15 protein-coding genes and 1 pseudogene are annotated in these 16,618 nt (G+C 43.2%); 9 read left to right on the top strand and 7 right to left on the bottom strand.

Annotated features, from left to right (window positions below):
- Nucleotides 1-321: 321 nt before the first annotated feature.
- The 5 genes and pseudogenes from AC6EJC_RS19050 to AC6EJC_RS19030 form a co-directional block, all read left to right on the top strand.
- The gene (locus tag AC6EJC_RS19050) at nucleotides 322-1,311 is read left to right on the top strand and encodes a tRNA dihydrouridine synthase (protein WP_444955312.1); all 990 of its coding nucleotides are present in this window, start codon (nucleotides 322-324) and stop codon (nucleotides 1,309-1,311) included.
- Nucleotides 1,312-1,365: 54 nt separating this feature from the next.
- A complete protein-coding gene (locus AC6EJC_RS19045; protein ID WP_444955311.1) occupies nucleotides 1,366-1,935 on the top strand; it encodes an SF0329 family protein in 570 nt (189 codons plus the stop codon).
- Nucleotides 1,936-2,209: 274 nt separating this feature from the next.
- On the top strand, nucleotides 2,210-2,827 hold the full coding sequence (locus AC6EJC_RS19040) for a TetR/AcrR family transcriptional regulator (protein ID WP_444955310.1): 618 nt from the start codon (nucleotides 2,210-2,212) through the stop codon (nucleotides 2,825-2,827).
- Nucleotides 2,828-2,965: 138 nt separating this feature from the next.
- A complete protein-coding gene (locus tag AC6EJC_RS19035) occupies nucleotides 2,966-3,724 on the top strand; it encodes an amidohydrolase family protein (protein WP_444955309.1) in 759 nt (252 codons plus the stop codon).
- Nucleotides 3,669-3,806 (top strand): annotated as a pseudogene (locus AC6EJC_RS19030) (amidohydrolase family protein); the annotation flags it as partial. The gene AC6EJC_RS19035 and the pseudogene AC6EJC_RS19030, both read left to right, overlap by 56 nt.
- 125 nt (nucleotides 3,807-3,931) lie before the next feature.
- On the opposite strand, the gene AC6EJC_RS19025 reads toward AC6EJC_RS19030, so the two are convergent.
- On the bottom strand, nucleotides 3,932-4,873 hold the full coding sequence (locus AC6EJC_RS19025; RefSeq protein WP_444955308.1) for a helix-turn-helix domain-containing protein: 942 nt from the start codon (nucleotides 4,871-4,873) through the stop codon (nucleotides 3,932-3,934).
- A 227-nt stretch (nucleotides 4,874-5,100) separates the two neighbouring features.
- Here AC6EJC_RS19025 and AC6EJC_RS19020 point away from each other — a divergent pair, with 227 nt between their 5' ends.
- Together AC6EJC_RS19020 and gnpA are read left to right on the top strand one after the other, a co-directional pair.
- Nucleotides 5,101-6,120, top strand: a complete 1,020-nt coding sequence (locus AC6EJC_RS19020; RefSeq protein WP_444955307.1) for a glycoside hydrolase family 88/105 protein — start codon at nucleotides 5,101-5,103, stop codon at nucleotides 6,118-6,120.
- Between the two features lie 12 nt (nucleotides 6,121-6,132).
- A complete protein-coding gene (gnpA, locus tag AC6EJC_RS19015; protein WP_444955306.1) occupies nucleotides 6,133-8,307 on the top strand; it encodes a 1,3-beta-galactosyl-N-acetylhexosamine phosphorylase in 2,175 nt (724 codons plus the stop codon).
- Between the two features lie 339 nt (nucleotides 8,308-8,646).
- Here the strand turns inward: gnpA and AC6EJC_RS19010 are convergent, their stop codons facing one another.
- A complete protein-coding gene (locus AC6EJC_RS19010; protein WP_444955305.1) occupies nucleotides 8,647-9,585 on the bottom strand; it encodes a helix-turn-helix transcriptional regulator in 939 nt (312 codons plus the stop codon).
- Between the two features lie 244 nt (nucleotides 9,586-9,829).
- Here AC6EJC_RS19010 and AC6EJC_RS19005 point away from each other — a divergent pair, with 244 nt between their 5' ends.
- Together AC6EJC_RS19005 and AC6EJC_RS19000 are read left to right on the top strand one after the other, a co-directional pair.
- Nucleotides 9,830-10,279 (top strand): VOC family protein, encoded by a 450-nt coding sequence (locus AC6EJC_RS19005; protein ID WP_444955304.1) that lies wholly within the window; start codon nucleotides 9,830-9,832, stop codon nucleotides 10,277-10,279.
- A gap of 300 nt (nucleotides 10,280-10,579) precedes the next feature.
- Nucleotides 10,580-12,055, top strand: a complete 1,476-nt coding sequence (locus tag AC6EJC_RS19000) for a protein adenylyltransferase SelO (protein ID WP_444955303.1) — start codon at nucleotides 10,580-10,582, stop codon at nucleotides 12,053-12,055.
- 109 nt (nucleotides 12,056-12,164) lie between these two features.
- Here the strand turns inward: AC6EJC_RS19000 and AC6EJC_RS18995 are convergent, their stop codons facing one another.
- Genes AC6EJC_RS18995 through AC6EJC_RS18975 form a run of 5 tightly spaced genes read right to left on the bottom strand, consistent with a single transcriptional unit; the run spans nucleotide 12,165 to nucleotide 16,473 of the window.
- A complete protein-coding gene (locus AC6EJC_RS18995) occupies nucleotides 12,165-12,581 on the bottom strand; it encodes a DUF4280 domain-containing protein (RefSeq protein WP_025684793.1) in 417 nt (138 codons plus the stop codon).
- 5 nt (nucleotides 12,582-12,586) lie between these two features.
- On the bottom strand, nucleotides 12,587-13,117 hold the full coding sequence (locus AC6EJC_RS18990) for a hypothetical protein (RefSeq protein ID WP_444955302.1): 531 nt from the start codon (nucleotides 13,115-13,117) through the stop codon (nucleotides 12,587-12,589).
- Nucleotides 13,117-14,376 (bottom strand): pentapeptide repeat-containing protein, encoded by a 1,260-nt coding sequence (locus AC6EJC_RS18985; protein ID WP_444955301.1) that lies wholly within the window; start codon nucleotides 14,374-14,376, stop codon nucleotides 13,117-13,119. Before AC6EJC_RS18985 ends, AC6EJC_RS18990 begins: the two co-directional genes overlap by 1 nt.
- Nucleotides 14,377-14,389: 13 nt before the next feature.
- Entirely contained in the window at nucleotides 14,390-15,805 is a 1,416-nt protein-coding gene (locus AC6EJC_RS18980; RefSeq protein WP_444955300.1) for a phage baseplate assembly protein V, read from the bottom strand.
- The gene (locus AC6EJC_RS18975) at nucleotides 15,802-16,473 is read right to left on the bottom strand and encodes a hypothetical protein (RefSeq protein WP_444955299.1); all 672 of its coding nucleotides are present in this window, start codon (nucleotides 16,471-16,473) and stop codon (nucleotides 15,802-15,804) included. The genes AC6EJC_RS18980 and AC6EJC_RS18975 overlap by 4 nt, the downstream gene beginning before the upstream one ends.
- Between the last annotated feature and the right edge of the window lie 145 nt (nucleotides 16,474-16,618).

The raw sequence follows: 16,618 nt of genomic DNA, 5'->3' as shown, positions 1-16,618 counted from the left end.
TTTTTTTAAGCCATTCGTATGGGAACGGCGTAGGCTGGGGGAAGTTATGCCGTGCAGTATTTCTATGAACTGCGGCGCAGTACGTTATAGAAGATGGCAAGGAGGGGCGGCGCTCTTCCTTTTTTTGCGAGTCTTTTGGGGAGTCTGCTCCTCTCTTGGGTATGATATACTCATTTAGATGTCTATGCTTAACATATACTGCCGTTTGAACTACGTTGCTTAAACATGTTATATGTGAAGAAGAAGCAAGGACATGAACAGGTTAGATTTACCATTTTGGGACCAAAGATTTGTCCTGGTATTTATAGAGGAGCTTTTGATATGACGAATAATTTTTGGCGTGAGTTGCCACGACCCTTTTTTATACTGGCACCGATGGAAGATGTGACGGATGTTGTGTTTCGCCATGTCGTAAGTGAAGCAGCCAGACCGGATGTGTTTTTTACGGAGTTTGCGAATACAGAGAGTTATTGTCACCCGGAGGGGAACAAAAGTGTACGCGGGCGTTTGATTTTTACAGAGGATGAACAGCCCATGGTGGCCCATATCTGGGGAGATAAGCCGGAATATTTCCGTGAAATGAGCATCGGTATGGCGAAAGAAGGCTTCAAAGGCATCGATATTAATATGGGTTGTCCTGTAGCGAATGTAGCCGAGAATGGGAAGGGAAGCGGCCTGATCTGCCGTCCCGAAATCGCAGCGGATATCATTCAGGCCGCCAAAGCCGGGGGACTGCCCGTCAGTGTGAAAACAAGGCTCGGTTTCACTGCCGTAGACGAATGGCGCGACTGGTTGACCCATATTTTGAAACAAGACATTGTGAATTTGTCCATTCATCTGCGGACAAGAGAGGAAATGAGCAAAGTAGACGCCCACTGGGAACTGATTCCGGAGATTAAGAAACTTCGTGATGAGGTGGCACCAGATACACTGTTGACCATTAACGGAGATATTCCGGACCGTCAGACCGGCTTGAAGCTCGCTGAGCAATATGGAGTGGATGGCATTATGATTGGGCGTGGTATTTTCCAGAATCCATTTGCGTTTGAGAAGGAGCCGAAGGAACATAGCAGTGAAGAATTGCTTGAACTGCTGCGGCTTCATCTAGATCTCCATGATCAATATTCAGCGCAGGAGCCACGTTCGTTCAGCCCTCTCGCCCGCTTCTTCAAAATATATGTCCGTGGATTCCGAGGGGCAAGTGAACTCAGAAACAGCTTAATGAACGCCAAATCAACAAGTGAAGTGCGTACATTGCTTGATGAGTTTGGAAGCAAGGATCATGATGAGGTAGAGGAACGTGGAAATTAAATTGCCAAGTTGGGGGACGGGCTGTTAGTAGGCATTGAAAACATAGGAGGATATATGTCCTGGAGTAAATTGAAGCAACAACTGGAGAGCTTCCGCTGTCCTGCGTTAGACGGAAGGGTTGAATACCGAGCGACCAGTTACCGTTATTTGCCTGATAAGTCTGGAATTTGTTATATAACTGTAGATAAGAAGAACATACTCAATATGAATGATATCACTAGTCCAATCAAATGGTATCAGACGGAGTTGGAAATCAAGAATGATCCAGATATCCAAGTTCCTATCAGCAATGAAGAAATTGAAGCGGTCAGAAAAGATACTAATGGGAACGTTCCGGAGGAGCGTCTACAAGTAATTGCAAGAGGTAGAAAAATATCAGAACATGCAAAGGAGCTTTTGTCAGCACAGGCTTCATTAAGCAAGTCTAATTTTAATGTTGTAGCTAATAAGTTTTTAACTACTTCTATAGAGGAAAGCTTAGAGAGTAATGATATCTTATTGAATATTCTAGCTTTAGTGGACAGACGAGTTGGAAAAAAGCGAATATTAAACATGACCGAGAAGATGCAGTTAAAGCATCCCATTGTGCAGTATTTTTATGAACTACGGCGTAGCACTCTATGAAAATAAATAACTTCATTGATGGGGGCACGTCATGTCATGGTTGTTCTCACTGAAAACATGAATAAAGACTTGAAAAAAATCGGGGAAAAGGTTGAATGGAGAACGGGGAAAACCCGCTTCCGTCATGTCTTTTCCCTGTTTTTTTATATTCGGCTATACAATTGAATTATCACCTATCGTAACTGTCAAGGTTTCTGTTGTTTTGCTCCGGTTTGACAAGTCTAAGCCACTGAACTACACTAAAAATGAATGGTTTATTCATTATTGATTGAGGGTGTTCATTATACAGGCCAAAAAAGATGAAGTGAAAAAAGAAATTGAATCAGCCGCTTTAAAGGTATTTTTTCGAAAAGGCTTTGTAGATGCCAAAATGAGCGATATTGCGGATGAAATCCAAATTTCTGTCGGAAATATTTATACTTATTTTAAAAATAAAAAGGAGTTATTTTATTCGGTTGTTCCGCCTTCCTTAGTGGATTATTTGAAGAATGTGTTAGTGGAAAGCATTCATATCGATAACCAGACTTTTTTTGAAGAAACCCATAACGAAAAAAAATCGGCCATTGTTCAGGAGCAAATCAACCTACTAACTCAATATAGCATGCAGATCGTCATTATTTTCGAAAAAAATAAAGGGACGATTTACAGCAATGCAAAAAACGAACTGGTCGATCTGATGATTGAAACCAAGAAGCCCTATTTGAAAAACACTTATAAAAGGTATGAAATCGGAAGCGATGAAAATATGATTTTGCTGAACATCATTGCCAATAATGTCATCAATATGATTTTGGATTTATTGAAGAGGGATATGAGCGTCGATAGCCGGAAACGGATTTTTGAGGCAATTAATCTATACAGGCTGCATGGACTAAAAAGCTTGAATGAATAATGTCGACAAGTAGGGATGATTATTTGCGGGACGGTTCACCATTTTTTTGCATCAGGGTAGTCCCTCATATTTTTTTGTCTCAAAAATGAATTGATAATTCATTATTAAATGGTGTGAGCGTAACAGGAGGGAGAAACGATGAAGACAGGTTATGCACTTAAAAACTGCAATGTGATTTATGGAGACGCGAAAAAAGACGTTGAAAAAATGATGACGATTTTAATTCACAAAGACGGGCTGATTCAGGAGATCGAGAAGGCAAGCGATTTGGCTATCCCCAGCCATTATCAAACGATCGATGTATCGGGGAAATATGTGATGCCTGGCCTCATTAATGCGCACGTCCATCTTTTTGCAGATGGAAAGCCATTTACGCTGTCTGCAAGCGAAGGGATGCTGAATTTTGCATTCGATCATATTTTGGATACGAGGCTGGGCCGAAGTGTATTAAAAAAACGAGTGAAGAAAAATGCTCTGACGGCACTGCATTCCGGTGTAACCACGATGCGCAGCGTCGGTGAATTTTTTTATACTGATGTACAGCTCCGAGATGAAATTAATGCAAACCGGTTTGTTGGCCCCAATCTTTTGGTGTCCGGGTATTTTCTGAGCGTAACAGGTGGTCATGGGGCACCCTATTTGGCTTTAATCGGCGATTCGCCATGGGAAGCGAGAAGAAATGTAAGAATTAATGTGAAAAACGGGGTAGACCTAATCAAAATATGCGTGACAGGCGGGGTTACCGATGCCAACATGGTCGGCGAAGCAGGCCGCTTGCAAATGACGGAGGAAGAGGTTGCCGCCATCTGCGAGGAAGCCCATAAAATCGGTATGCGTGTAGCTGAGACAAACGAAACTGAACGCGGGTCAGGTCATCGAACGGGTAACAAAATCTAATGCGGAAATCTTAGGCATCGATCACCTTACAGGGAGCATTGATATCGGAAAACAAGCGGATTTAATCGTGATGGAGCAAAACCCTTTGGACAATATAAAAGCTTTGTCGGATGTAGCTATGGTTATGGTCAAAGGCAATCTTATACAAACACCATCGGTGACCCGAATTCGAGAAGTGGACGAGCTGCTTGATTCCGTTTGGTAAAATTAGACCCACCCCGTAAACTCCAGTATAGACGCTTTCGCAGATTGCGCTTCGGATTGCGCCCCTTTACGCCATTCTTTTGGCGGCTTTCCCATAAGCCTGGAGAAGCAACGGTTGAAGCTGGAAATGGAGTGAAAACCGACTTGTTCGGAGATCGAAAGAATAGAATCTTCCGTGCTTTTTAACTGCTTGCAGGCCTCTTCGATTCGGGTGCCGTTTAGAAAATCGAGAGGCGACGTCCCCATAATTTCATGGAATTTTCTACGGAAATGAGTTGTACTTAAATGGCACAGGTCGGCCAAAAAATCCATAGTAATGGGGTTCATATAGTTTTTCGTGATGTGCTCCAGAACCGGAGAAATGACAAAATCGCTTTTCAGGCTATGCTCTGTTTCTGGATCTGCCAACAGTTCATTCCTGGAATGAATTCTAAGAAGTTCTATATAAAGGGATAGCAATAAGCCGTAGGCACTTTCTTGATAGTAAGGATTCTGCTGTTTTAATTCCTCTACGATTGAAGTCGCAAGTGTATAAACCTTGGGATGTTGCTCCTTATTCAATATACAGTTCATACCCTTCACCACCCACAAATTCGGCTCGAAGTTGCTGTAAGCACTTTTAAATGAATGTTGAAAGAGGTCTTCTGGCGAAAAAAAGATATAAGACCAAAGACTGGATGTATTCGGCGAACTGTACGTGGTATGAGGAAGATACCTGGGGATGAAGGTCACATCACCGGCTTTGAAGGGTACAGATTCTCCTTTGATCTCCATGATGCCGCTATCCGAGTAGCAAATACCAATCTCCAAATGGTTATGAAAATGGAGATGCTCACTTTTAATATCCGAAATTCTCCAACGTTCACCACTTAACAGCAAGACAGGAAAGTTTATGGGCAAGCTGTAGTGTCGGTACTCTATAACAGGCTTCTTTTTTCTGGGCATATTCAATACTCCCATGACTTTGATATGAGTTGATTATAGGTGAATGTGATGTCAAGTTTATCCAGTAGGTATACATAAATGATTGGAATCGCGCAGTTTTGTTGCGAATATGCTTAGATTGAGACTATTTTACTGCGTACAATGGAATAAGTAAAGCGTTTTCAAAACAGTGACGAACAGCTCTCAAGCGCCTTTGGGGGCGTGTGCGCTAGGAGAGGGGAATACAAATGCTTCAATTAAATTATGACAAGGAAGAGATGTTAAGCGTCATCGACAAAGTCGTCAGAAAAACAATGGCGATGGATTTAACGTGGGACTGGCCTTGCGGTGTGGCTTATTATGGTGTATCCAGGGCCTATACCCAAACAGGAAATAAAGAATATTTGAATATGCTTGTCCAGTGGGCAGATGAATATATCGAGCTGGGCCTGCCGCACTGGACGGTAAACACATGTGCCATGGGCCATATGCTGATCACATTGTATGAAGAAACAGGGGACCAGAAATATTGGGATATTGTGATGAGCAAGGTGGATTATATCCAGAACAATGCTCTCAGGTTCGGAGACAATGTTCTGCAGCATACGGTATCCGTTGCTAATGATTTTCCAGAACAGGCATGGGCGGACACGTTGTTTATGGCGGCATTTTTTCTGCTTCGTGTAGGAACCAAATTAAAGGATGAGGAAATGATCCAGGATGCCTTAAATCAATATTACTGGCATATCAAATACCTGCAAGACCCTAGTAGCGGTTTCTGGTACCATGGCTACAATAATGTCAAACAGGATCACATGTCCGGTTTTTTCTGGGGGAGAGCGAATGCTTGGGGAGCATATACCATGTCGCAAGTCAAAATTCATTTGAAAGACTGGTATTTGTATCCGCAGTGTATGGACGTGGAGTGTTCCCTTCGGGATCAACTGGCGGCACTGAAGGGTGTTCAAACGGAGAATGGCCTGTGGCGGACGGTACTGGATGACGAGGAGTCCTATGAAGAAGTATCTGCCTCTTGTGGTATCGCGGCGGCCATGATTAATAACGGCAATCCGCTGCATACCAAATACGTGCAAAAGGCATTGGAGGGTATATTGAACCATATTAGCGAAGACGGACGGGTACTGGGTGTATCGGGCGGCACAGCGGTCATGAAAGATCGGGAAGGGTATCGCAATATTCCAAAAGACTGGATTCAGGGCTGGGGGCAAGGCCTGGCATTGGCTTTTCTGTCCGATATGCTTAAATAGGAGGGATCGAAGTTGTCCAAACAAACAACGGGAGCCTTTACACTACCGGGAGAATCCGGTTATGAGGCGCTTACTCTGAAATTAGCTGAACGGTGGGGCGCCGATGTCATTCGTGATAGTGACGGCACTCAGTTGTCAGAAGAAATTATAAACGCTGGGTACGGAATATATTCGACAATCTGTATCATCAGAGATCATAATGAGTGGGCGTCCCACCATCTTGATAAGCTGCAGCAGTGTTTTTTAATTACAAATCCGAAGGTAGCTGTACAAGATTATGTATCCATCTATCTGATGGAGGATTTTTTTGCTGAACAATTCAAAGTTAATGATTCCAAAGAGGCGTTTAACTATTGGCAGGTTTTTGACAGAACGACTGGGGAGGAAGTTCCAAGAGAACAGTGGAATTATGAAAGGGAATCTGGAAATGTGGTCATTACCGGCATTGTTCCTTGGCATAAATACACGGTAAGCTTCATGGCCTACAGGATCTGGGAAGAGATTTCCATGTATAATCATACAACGAATCATTGGGACAAAGAACATTTGATGCAGATTGATCCCATCTATGCAGAAACGCAACAGTATCTGCTGGATTGGATGGAGGATTGGTGTCTCCAGCATAAGGAAACCACGGTTGTTCGGTTCACCTCCTTATTTTATAATTTCGCCTGGATCTGGGGCAGTAATGAGCGCAATCGCCATCTGTTCTCTGACTGGGGTTCATACGATTTTACGGTAAGTTCAAGAGCGCTTGATCTGTTTGCCAAGAGATATGGGTATTCGATGACTGCCGAGGATTTTGTGAATGGTGGGAAATATCGCGTCAGTCATATTCCGGCTGAGCGGCGCAAGTTGGATTGGATGGCATTTATCAATGATTTTGTAATCGAATTTGGCAAGAAATTAATTGACATTGTGCATGGGCACGACAAGCTGGCCTATGTGTTTTATGATGACAGTTGGGTTGGCATGGAGCCTTACAATGACCGTTTTCAAGAGTTTGGATTTGACGGGTTGATTAAATGTGTGTTCTCAGGTTATGAGGCGAGGCTTTGTTCAGGTGTAAACGTGAATACGCATGAGATTCGGCTGCATCCATATTTATTTCCGGTCGGTTTAGGCGGGCTTCCTACCTTTATGGAGGGGGGAGACCCCACGCTGGATGCCAAAAAGTATTGGATTAATATCCGGCGCGCCCTATTGCGGGAGCCTATAGACCGGATTGGACTGGGCGGATATTTGCATCTTGTAGAGCCTTACCCGGATTTTTGCGATTACATCGAAAAGATTGCCAATGAATTCAGAGAAATTAAAGAACTGCATCATGAAGGCAAACCCTATCACATGAAGACGAAGGTAGCTATTCTGCATAGCTGGGGAAAATTGAGATCGTGGACATTGTCCGGCCATTTCCATGAAACGTATATGCATGATTTAATTCATGTCAATGAGGCTTTATCTGGATTGCCGATTGAAGTGCAGTTCATTGATTTTGAAGATATCCGTCAGGGAATTCTACAAGATTGTGATGTGGTGATCAATGCCGGCTCTGCCGGTTCAGCATGGAGTGGTGGAAAGTACTGGAATGACAACAAGTGTGTGGACTTACTGACCCAATGGGTTTATGAGGGGGGGACCTTTATTGGTATCAACCAGCCTTCAGCAGTTGAAGGCCATGACAGCTTTTTCAGAATGGCACATGTTTTCGGCCTAGATGAGGATACAGGCTCCAGAGTAGGTCATGGAAGATGGACATATGAGGTTAGGGATGAGCATGGTTTGGTGCCTGAAGGGGCCAGTATAACGCCAAAGAATAGCATTTATCTTACCGATGGGTCAGCAGCGGTAGCGCATGAAACGAATGGTATGATAACACTATCTACTCATGCCTTCGGTAAAGGAAAGGGAGTTTACCTTCCTTCTTTCGAATTTAGCTGGGAAAATACAAGATTGCTGCTGAATCTGATTCGCTTTGCGGGTAATGAGTTACATGAAACGATGTACATTACGGATAACTTATATACAGAGTGTGCTTATTATCCGGAAAGTAAAATATTGGTCGTTATTAACAATAGCGATCAACTTCAAAGAACGACTATTGATACGGAATATGGAAAACAAACCATGGAATTAGAACCGTATGACACCATGATCACCAATATTAGCTTAACAAAATCGGTATAGGAACGGAAAATAATGAGAAGTAACAGTGTCAAGCCCTCCTTTATTTAACAATATTAGAAAAGCCATTCGTGTAACTCAACTTGGAGGTGGATTCGCACGTTTCACTTTCTCTCCGGTCACTATTCCTCGGCTGAAGACTTTACTGCATGGAATCCAACTGGGTCCACAAGAACTGTATCCTATGCCGTTATCGCCAAACGGAAGCCATAATTCAAATGTCATAGCTAGCCAAAAAAGAAGCTTAAGGCTCCTTTTTTGGCTAGAATGTAGATGAAATAGATCAAAGATCTCCCAAAGGGTGTGAATCTTACTGGATGTCTGTCTTAAAAGCCTTTTATCTTATAATTTTTGATAGTGATTTAGAAGATTTTTTACCCTATCTTGAATAATTTGTTTTAATGATTCAGGCTTCACTGATATAACATAATGACCATATCTCATAAAATAATTAGCTAAAAATTCTTCTTCTCCTGGATTATAGAATCCCTTAATGACTGTTTTATGACCATTTTCTATTTTCATAGAAGGATAATGTTCTTTATAAAAAATATCCTTGGCTTGTTCTAAAATCTCTACTTCAAAGTCAATGCTCTTCTCAGATTGATAAATTTCTAATGAACGACTAAGAAGTTCATCTGTGGAAAAGCGGGATTTGAGGTCCTCTTCTTCTATAAAGGTTATTCGATCGCATCTGAAAACTCTATATTTATTCGTATTTAGCTCTATTCCAGTAGCATACCATTGGCCAAACTTAGCGGAAATTTTGAAAAATTGAACATGGTAACTTTTTTTCTGATTATTTTTTAAATACTGAATCTTACAGTTACTCCCATTAAGAATGCTTGTTAGAATTTTATCTAAAAAACGACTAACATGATTATGCTGATATATTTCAAATTGTAGGACTTTTTTCATTTTGTGAATCTGCTTTATTTGTATTTGAGAAAGACAGTGTTCAAACTTTTCATTTAGTTTATTAACACTTAAATGAAATGGTGTGGATTGATAAGCTTCTAACGTCAACATTGCAAAGTACAGAGCATACACTTCATCCATCGTAAAAATAATGGGGGATAACAATCTATTTTTTAAGATACCATATCGTCCATGTCTGCCATGTTCTGAAAAAATAGGCATACCTAATTGTTCTAATGAACTAACATCACGTAGAGCTGTACTTTTTGAAATATTATATTTATCCATTAGGTCATTTAAATTAAAGAACTCTCGACTGTTTAAGTATCTGATCATGTCATTTAATCTTTCTGATTTCTTCATAATAAATCTCCTTATAAAGGTGTCATGTTTTGATACCTTTTTATATGATAATAAGTTCAAGGTAATATATCAAATGTATAAGATATCTACCTGAGGATTTTACAAAAATCCAATAAGCGACTTCCAATGAACAAGATATAGATCGAAATGGTTTAGTTCGTCTATATATTGCACTTCGGAGCGACTGAAATCGAATTTTGCAAAATTCTGACCTAAAAGCATGATATAAAAGGAGATTGATACCATGAGTACAACACTGGAAGTAGCTATTTTCTTATCCATGAACGGAAAAGCAAAGGAAGCTATACATTTTTACAAAAAACATTTTAATGCAGAGGAATTGTTTCTTGTTACCTATCAAGACATGGCCAAACGTGACAGCTCAATACAGCTTACTGATGAAAATAAGAATTATATTTCTCATTCTGTCTTATTAATCGGAAGAACAAAAGTAATGGTAGCAGAAGATACAATGAATATCAGTGAAGAATATAGAGTTGGTAATAACACTTCATTATGTATTCAAAGTGCTGACTTAGAAGAAATTGAACATTTTTATAATAGCTTAATTACAGATGATCGAGTGAAAATTATTGTTCCTTTATCTAATAATGTGTTTAGCCAAGCCTACGGTATTATTGAAGACCCGTTCGGTATTCAAATACAATTAATGTTTGATAATCGATTACAATAAAATAGTTAACAGGTGTCATGTTTCGTAATGCAATCTGTATTCTGAAATGAAATCTTTATGTTTTATTGAGATATACTATCGTATAATTACTAAAAAAATATGGAAACTTAAGCAATTCCTTTGCAGCCTTAACTCCCAGTCACCTCGACGTCTGTGGAGTGTGTGGCTCTTATAATCTTTAGAAATAAGGGGATTAAAAGCTTAAAGACATATAACGTGTTGAAAAGTGGATAATAAATGGGCAGAAGTAAAGACTAAAAAGATGAAACCCAAGATACCACAACAGAAAAAGGAGACACTATGACGGAGAAAAAAGAAATAGCGGATACAGGGTGGAATTTCGACAACAGTTATTCTCGTCTGCCAGAATCATTGTTTACAAAGCTCAACCCAACTCCTGTTCGCTCACCAAAGCTGATCATTCTTAATCATCCGTTGGCAGCATCATTGGGGTTGAACGGTACGGCGCTGCAGAGGGATGATGACGTTGCGGTGCTGGCCGGCAACCAGGTTCCCGAAGGTGCTGCGCCTCTTGCTCAAGCTTACGCAGGACATCAATTCGGGCATTTTAACATGTTAGGAGACGGTCGTGCTCTGCTGCTTGGCGAACAGATCACTCCCTTGGATGAGCGGGTTGATATTCAGCTTAAGGGCTCAGGCAGAACACCATACTCTCGCCGTGGTGACGGTCGGGCGGCACTTGGGCCGATGCTTCGCGAATACATCATCAGTGAAGCGATGCATGCACTAGGTATTGCTACCACCCGCAGCTTGGCAGTGGTAACCACGGGTGAGTCGATCATCCGGGAAACTGAGCAGCCCGGTGCCATTCTGACTCGTGTAGCTGCCAGCCATCTTCGCGTCGGCACTTTTCAATTCGTCTCAGCATGGGGCACGACCCAGGATCTCCGTACTCTGGCTGATTACACATTGGAAAGACATTATCAGGAAGTTGCCGATAACGAAAACCGTTACCTTTCCCTGCTCCAGGAAGTGATCAAGCGTCAGGCCGAGCTGATTGCCAAATGGCAGCTGGTTGGTTTTATTCATGGGGTGATGAACACCGACAACATGACCCTTAGCGGAGAAACCATTGATTATGGCCCGTGCGCCTTCATGGATACCTATGACCCTGAGACGGTGTTTAGTTCCATTGACATGCAGGGCCGCTATGCTTATGCGAATCAGCCGCATATTGCCGCGTGGAATCTCGCGAGATTTGCTGAAACCCTCTTGCCGTTGCTGCATGACAATAGGGAGCAGGCTGTCAAACTGGCTGAGGATGCGATTTCAGATTTTTCAGAGATGTTTCACCATCACTGGCTTACGGGAATGAGGGCGAAGTTGGGGATCTTTAACGAAGAGCTGCAGGATGAATCCCTTATTGAAGAACTTCTGGATATGATGCAGAAGCATCATGCGGACTACACCAATACCTTCCGTGCTCTAACTTTGAACAAGCTGGAGGATATGGTTCTATTCAGCACTGCGGAATTCACCCAGTGGCACGAGCAGTGGCAGGCGAGACTGGGTAGACAGCAGGAATCACAAGCCTCCTCGCATCAACTGATGCGCAGCAGCAATCCCGCAATCATCCCGCGCAACCACCGAGTAGAAGAAGCATTGAAGGCTGCGGTGGAACGAGAAGACTACCGTGTGATGGAGCAGCTTCTTGAAGTTCTTTCGAACCCTTATGCTTATTCTGACGAACAGGCTATCTACTCTACATTGCCTGAGGAATCCAACTGCTCATACCGAACCTTTTGCGGTACCTGATGTGGAGCGAATGATTTGAAGATAACCTATATCATGCGTTGGTGGAGAAGATAGCGATTCTCTCACCAGCGCATTTTGCATTATCCTGAAAAATGGTAAGATGCAGCCATTAATCGAGCTCCTGTCCGTCATTCTCGATTTGAATATGCCCGCAATACAGACATTGATGCGTACAGTTCTGCGTTAGAGCGGGCTGGCCTTCGATTCTCATGTCGCTTTTCCCGTTCAGCCAAGGCATCGTAAGAACGGGAATGCACGGGGCTTTTTTTACTCCATAAATATCGACCATCTCACTAGCTTGTACAGCCGGATTCAGCGGACTGGAGCAATTTCCAAAAGATTTAATATTCACTCCAGGCACATAATCTCCAATATTCATCTGTGCTTTATTTTTGACATACACCCCGTGGCTAAAAGGACGCTTCAAACGGGTAGGCTGTGTACCGTAACTACAGCTTAAAATGGCACCTGCCACGACATAGCTTTTTTTCGCGCCTGTTCCAGGCTGCACATTTGCTTCTTCCATGCGGATTATTCCTCCTTTGTGGCCATCTCCACTTTTTGCACGCAAACACCTGTAAATGGACGACGCAGCAGACTTTCCGCCACCGCCAGATTGATATAGATATGTGCTTCCAACAAGCCGGCGATGCGAAATATAGACGACTCGATTTTCCCGTGTTTAAGTACCAATTGCTTCAAGGTATGATCGGGATACCACTCGGTTTGTGATGAAAGGCAATCTATCACAGGTGGACGCAGTACCCAGTACACATCTTGTCTGGCTTGCTGAAAATCTGTAAGTATAGCGGCCTTCCATTCCAGTCCCGGCATATATTTTTCCAACAAGGCTTTCATGGAGTCTGAAACCAGCGGCAAAGGGAACTCCAGAAAATCCGGATATATAGTTCGTGGATCTGTATGTACAGCTAAAAACAGGGGAGTGTCCTCCGTCTTAATTCTGTGATCCGAAAGGATATCTTCCACCTGTAATGGAGACAGGGGAGCAGGCTCCACCCGATGCTTTACGCGCTCGTCCACCATGAGTCGAAAATATCTCATTACATCCACTCCCCTTTACTCACTGTATCTGTTACCTGTGTAGCTAGAGGTGTGTCCACAGCAGCGAGGCCAATAGCTTCGCTTAGTTGGTCATCCGTAAAGCTTGCCCGGTGTAGCTTCGCTCCTGTAAAATTAGCTTTTACTAAGCATGCACCTATAAACGAAGCGCCAGTAACATCGGCTCCTACAAAGCAGGCACCTGTTAGATCCGCTCCGTTAAATGAAGCTCTTTGCAGCGAGGCATCTTGAAAAGCAGCCCCCTGAAGCTGTGCATGTTGAAAACTGGCTCCTTGTAAATTCGCTCTTGTAAAATCCACTCCATCCAATCCTAACGGTTCCCAATCCAGCCAAGCATCCGATCCGTATTCGCTATTGCCTATAACTTCGTCCAGTACAGTCTCTTGCAGGGAACAGCCGCTGAAATCGGCTCCGTGAAGCAGGCTGTGCGAAAAGTCGGTTCCATCTAGCTGAGCTTCTTGCCATACCGTGCCTACGAGAATACAGTGATGCAATCGACTTTGTTTCATCCCGATCTGGCGAAAGGCTGTATAGCGAAAATCCAAGGAGCTGTAATCTCCACCCGACAGTTGAACTTGGGTCAGCGCTTGGTAGCTGTAGGCCGATTCTTCTTTTTCCTCCAGCCAAGACTTTATTACGTTCGCATCCATGGGTCTTCGATCTTCCCGGTACACCGACACACTATGATCCATATACTCTCCGACACGAACCTCGAAAGCCTCTTCACGATCCAGCGCCTCAAACTCAGGTAAGCCGACCGCTTGCTTCATTGCCTGACGAAGCAGACTTACGATCATCGTGTGAAGATATCCCGCTGCTTCCAGCATGATCTGTTCCAATTCAAGTTCGGAAAGGGAGACTTGCTGTTTCAAGGTATCAGCCCAAAGTTGTTCACGTAAATGAGTCCAATAGGGAAAAATCCAACTTGCATCGTACTCCAACTGAACGGGCTCAGCATCAAGCATCCATAAGGCATCCGTAGCTTCAACAAGATAAACAGGCTTCTGTTCAAGCCATGTGGTACGCAGCATAGAGTAGGTGATGTAACCGATATGACCTTTACGATCGGTGAGTTGTTTTTGCCGAACCAGCTCACAAAAGGCGCGAAAATGTTCTACTATATGCTGTAATCTTTGTGTTTGTGTTGATGTACATTTCAACGCCCATTCTTTGCGAATGAGAGACCAAGCCTGATGAAGAGCCGCTTGTTGCTGATCTAACATATCTGTTTGCTTTTCCATTTCTTAATCATCCTTAATTCGACTTCACTTCGCTGCCTTTCATGTCCGCCGACCCGCTTAATTCAATATGACTGCCGTTACAATCCATACGAAGCTGACTACCTGCGGACAGGCTCATCGTCTTCCCCGCAGACAGGCTGAGATTGCCTCCCGCTGAAATATTCACTTGCTTGCTGCTCGCGATATGAATGCCTTCTTTATCGTCCAGCTTGATATATATAGCGCCGTCCTTGCCTGTAACGACCAGTTCATCCGGTCCCAGTCGAATTTCCTTGCCATGCGGAGTACGCCATATTTTCATTTGCGGATTGGAAAAATGGTTATGCGTACTCTTGCGATCAGCCCGTCTCACCGCACTACCTGCTACGCCGTCTTCTTCCCGACTGCCGGGAAAATAGAGGGAAACCGAATCGCCTTTTTCTGGCATGACGTACCAGCCGGTATGGCCACCGCCACTGTACACGGTAGAATAATTGAACCAATGTGCTTTGCTTGCGTCCTGTTGTTCATCACAATCCAGATGGATACGCACCTGATCCTGACGAATGTCCAGCACAACACCGCTTAATGAGGCTCCTGCCAGCTTATCCTGGTAGTAGCTTTTTTGCCGAAATCCCTGGTAAGAACCCAGCACATACTGGTGCCGCAGCAGTCCTTGACTCATGGCGGTGTAGGCTTCCATCACATACAAGTTATGCCCCTGAAAATTCAACTGAGCACCCAAGTCGAGTACCTCATCCGTTTCTACCTCATAAAAAATAAAATCGTGTTCACTGAGCTTGGTCTGCTCATTCTCCTGAAAATAACGAAAAGGAAGCAACTGCTTACGTACGGTATAACGAGTATGATCCAGTACCGCCTGTGCAGGGCTGTCCTCAATACCAAAATAAAACTTGGGACTGTCAAAACGGGCTACAGGCATCAGACTCGTATGATAGCGGGAGGCTATGCGTCTTAAAAACGCCCAGTCTGTCTCCTGATACTGAATGGCAATCCGTCCGATGGCTTCTCCGCTGGTAGCTCCGTCGATCACATCCAGCCCTTCATAGTCCTTACCTATGTGCTCCAGCATTTGAGGAATCGTCATTTTCGTATATTGAAAAGAACGAGTGCGCTGCTTAATGTCCATCCGGTAAGTATGGGAAATAGCTTCCACCTCCAGATAATACACACCTCGCACGACTTTTACCTCGACCGAAAGGGCAATCCCGCTAAATAGCGGCTTACTTGCCCCAGATTCATCTCGTTGGCTGACTTCAATGATGGTATTTTTTTCTGTCGTTTCCACGTAACTGTCTTGCAAGTCTTCGGGGATAACGCCTGTAAAATAAAGCCGGGTATGCTCGTTAACTTTTTTCGTTAAGGTAAGCTGCTCCAGATCAATTTGGTCATAAGGGTGAATTTGAATTTGATCGTATCCCAAGCTCATCGTGTAATCATTCCTTTCTCATTCGCAGAATAGGGGGAGGGTGGAAGGATGCAAAGGGATTGAATCCAGTATTCCGCTATAGGTAACCAGGCTTCGAGATCTGCCTCCAGACAGCTGAAGGAACCTATGACGACTCGTCCCTTGTGGATGAAAAGCAGCAATTCGTTGTATAGATTACTGTCTATCCCCGCCGCCACAAAACGAATCTGCCCAACCGAAAGTCCGGAACAGTTGGTGATCATCTCCGTGCCTAACCAGTTGCGAATCGGTTGTACCGACCGTAACATATCCGCCATTTGCTCTACAAAATCGGAAAGCTCTTCCGTTTCTAGAGCAGTATCCGTTGGATTAAAAGTGATATTGATAGTCCCCTCTGGTGAGGTATAAATGACCTTTGGACGATGCTCCGAAGGATATTTAATTGTAGCTTGCTCCATTGGCATAGGAGTAAAGGACTTGGGAATATAAAAACCGATTTCCCCATTTAGTATCGTTTTACTTTCCAGCGTAAGATGCTCATTTCCAATATGAAACAGCTTGTTTTCTTCAGGTATGAAGCTATATTCCTGTGATTGATCTGAAACGGATTTTAGATCACCGTTATTAGCTGTCGTCTGATCCATCATTTTAGCTTTGAGGCTAAGAATATGCTCGTCTAGGTAGTTCATAGGCAGCCTCCTTTTTTATAAAAAATGAATATTAAAGGCAGAAGGAGATATTTAAATATCAACCCAACATATGTATGTATCGGTTAAAAGAGAGATTTAGTTTACAGAATGACCCATTCAATGGGGGATTTACAATGTATATTTA

The sequence above is a fragment of the Paenibacillus sp. TY11 genome (genome assembly GCF_059772165.1).
Note: the sequence above shows the minus strand (reverse complement) of the source record. Positions and strands in the feature narration are given on the sequence as shown.